This is a genomic window from Photorhabdus sp. CRCIA-P01 (genome assembly GCF_003545805.1).
Lineage (GTDB): Bacteria > Pseudomonadota > Gammaproteobacteria > Enterobacterales > Enterobacteriaceae > Photorhabdus > Photorhabdus antumapuensis.
Window position 1 is genome coordinate 1 of sequence record NZ_NMQR01000129.1, and the last position, 2,672, is coordinate 2,672.

The following is a 2,672-nucleotide window of genomic DNA, read 5'->3' on the forward strand; positions in this document are numbered from 1 at the left end:
GTATAATTCCCCCGCATTATGTTCAATAGGCGTTGGGCGGCCTGTTCCGGGTTAATGGGGACGCCAGCGGTTGGGCCGCCTGACGACTATTTACCCCCGCGTGCGCCGAGGCTAACGGGCAGTCCGGCCACGGTCTGCCCTCACACCGCACCCGCCCGACTCAACGGGGGCGGGCGGTCAGCGGGTATCGGGGATTGAGGTCGGTGCCGAACCGTTCGGCGGCATGTCTGTGCCGGCGTCAGCTTCGGCGTACAGGTCGGCCAGTAAACCCACCTCATCGGCGTCGCCGGCTTTTTCGTCTGCCATCTGCTCCGCCGGATGCGTACTGGCGTGCACCGCTTGTAAGGCCCGGATAGAGACCTGTGTATACACCTGGGTTGATTCCACGCTGGCATGCCCCAGCATTGCCTGTATCCAGCGCAGGTCTGCCCCGTTCTCCAGCATCTGGGTCGCCATCGCGTGCCGGAACAGGTGACAGGCCCCTTTTTTCTCAATACCCACCGCGTTGATATAAGCTGTCACCAGATTGCTGATACCGTTGGCCTGTAAGCCATCCAGACCATCCATTGCGACGAATAATGCCTTGACGTCAGGATTGACGATAAGTTGTGGCCGCACCTGTCGCTGATAGCGCTGTAGCCAGCTTAAGGCCCGTTCGCCGAGGGGCAACACCCGGTCTTTATTCCCCTTGCCCTGCCGGATGGTCACCGTTTTGCGTTTTCCGTCAACGCTGTACACATCCAGCCGGGTTAATTCGCCCCGACGCATCCCGGTTGACCAGAGCAACTCCATCAACGCCCGGTCGCGTACCCCCTGCAACGTCGTCAGGTCAGGCTGCGCCAGTATCTGTTCGGTTTCATCGATGGTCAGGATATAGCGCGGCAGGTGCTTTTCCAGTCTGGGGAGCTCAAGGTCCGCCGCCGGGTTCGCCAGTATCAGATGCTGTTTCGTCAGCCATTTGAACCACACTTTCAACGGCTCCAGCTGGGTACGTTGCGTCCGGGTGCTTAACGGCTCACCGTTGGTCTTGCGGTACTGATACAGATAACGCTGGTAACGTTCCAGTATCGGCCGSGTGATATCCGCTGCGTAGTATAAGCCGCGCTCGGTGGCCCACAGGATAAAGTGGTAAGTATGGTGCGTCTGTACTTTCAGCGTGCTTTCCGACCAGTTACGTTCCTGCCGCCACACCACAAAGCGCAGCAACAACGCATACAGGCTCTTCGGGTCGTGCGCCGGCCCCACAGGTTTGCGGTACACTTCATCTACTGTCAGCAGGCTTCCCCTGCGGGGTTTACGGTTTGCCATGATTTATCTCCGTTTCAGAGGGGGGATGAGYGGCTGAGGCCGCGGGCGGCGGGGCCAKTTTATTTTTGCCTCTAATTATTGCGTTTTCATCTGCCCGGACTTGCGCACTATCCAGCCCTTGTGCTGTCCGGGCTGATGCGGGTTTTTCTTCCTCAGACTTTGGCCGGACTTGCCCCAGACTTGAGGCAGACTTATCTGCTTCCACGTCAGACTTGCRTTCACTGCCGGCGGTTTCTGAGTCCGGTTCTCCGACATCCAGCAGGCCGCACAGGTGGGCTGCACCGTTGTCTTCCCCGTCCCACAGCAGTTCATAATGCAGCAGGTGCCCCCGGCTGCCGCCGTGCAACAGCAGGTATTCCATTTCCGTCAGCCGTTGACAGTGGTTTTTGAGCTGGCTGTCGCTCCAGTGGGTAAAGGCGCGGATATCCCGCCGGGTAAAGCGCACTTCGTTTGGCTGGCAGTGCTGGCGCTGCGCGATGTGGCCGACCATCTCCTGTATCAGCAGCAACAGCTTGCGGGTCTGCGGCGGCATTTCATCCAGCGTGCGACCCAGCACCTCATGCGCCAGCCGGTTGGCCAGAGCAATGTCCGCTTTCGTGACCTCGATATATTCAATCACTTGCCCGCGATGGGTCGTTTTCTTCACCTCCCGCTGGTACTGGTGCAGCAACGCAATGGCCTGTATCAAGGTSAGGTATTTCATGTGGTCGCGCCGCATCCGGGTTTTGTCTGACAGGAACGTCAGTTGATGGGCGTAAGGATTGACCACTTTCAGCGGCCTTAACAGGCGCTGGGCGTTCTGGTGCAGTTGAGTCAGATAGCCTTTCTCCGAGTCAGCCAGCAACCCTTCTAGCGTCTGACGGTGCCGCTGCATCGCGTGGATGGCCTGCGTCTGCTCGCGCGATTCGTTGACTGTCAGCACCAGACAGCGGTTCAGCAGCTCTTCATCCACATCAATGGCCGTGGTCGTTAACATCAGCATGACCGGTCCCTGGACTTTGTATTCCCGTGTCACCAGCTCGCCGCTTTGTTCGTTCTTGCCGGTACTGGCGATTTTTAGCTCGCCGTCCGACTGCAACAGTTTCAGGGCATAGGCCGCCTGCCGCACGCCTTCTTCTTCGGCGATAGCCAGTATCTTGTGTTGCAGGCTGGTTTCCCCCAGATAGTACAGGCTCTGTCCGGTCATCGCCGAGTACTGGATACGCTCCTCTTCCGGCATCAGGTTCAGCACGGCGTCCATCAGGGAGGATTTCCCCGCCGCGCTGCTGCTCTGGATTAACACGGCCAGCGGTTTATCCAGTTTGCGCGAGACCGCCGCCAGATACCCGGTCAGCAGATTGGTGGATTCGCCGACCACCCCGCAG

At 59.0% G+C, this 2,672-nt stretch carries 1 protein-coding gene and 1 pseudogene; both read right to left on the reverse strand.

The window, feature by feature from the left end; genetic code table 11:
* Positions 1-177 precede the first annotated feature (177 nt).
* Entirely contained in the window at positions 178-1,308 is a 1,131-nt protein-coding gene (gene xerC / locus D3222_RS24150) for a site-specific tyrosine recombinase XerC (protein WP_118988314.1), read from the reverse strand.
* Positions 1,295-2,672 (reverse strand): annotated as a pseudogene (locus D3222_RS24155) (DNA primase); the annotation flags it as partial. The pseudogene D3222_RS24155 and the gene xerC, both read right to left, overlap by 14 nt.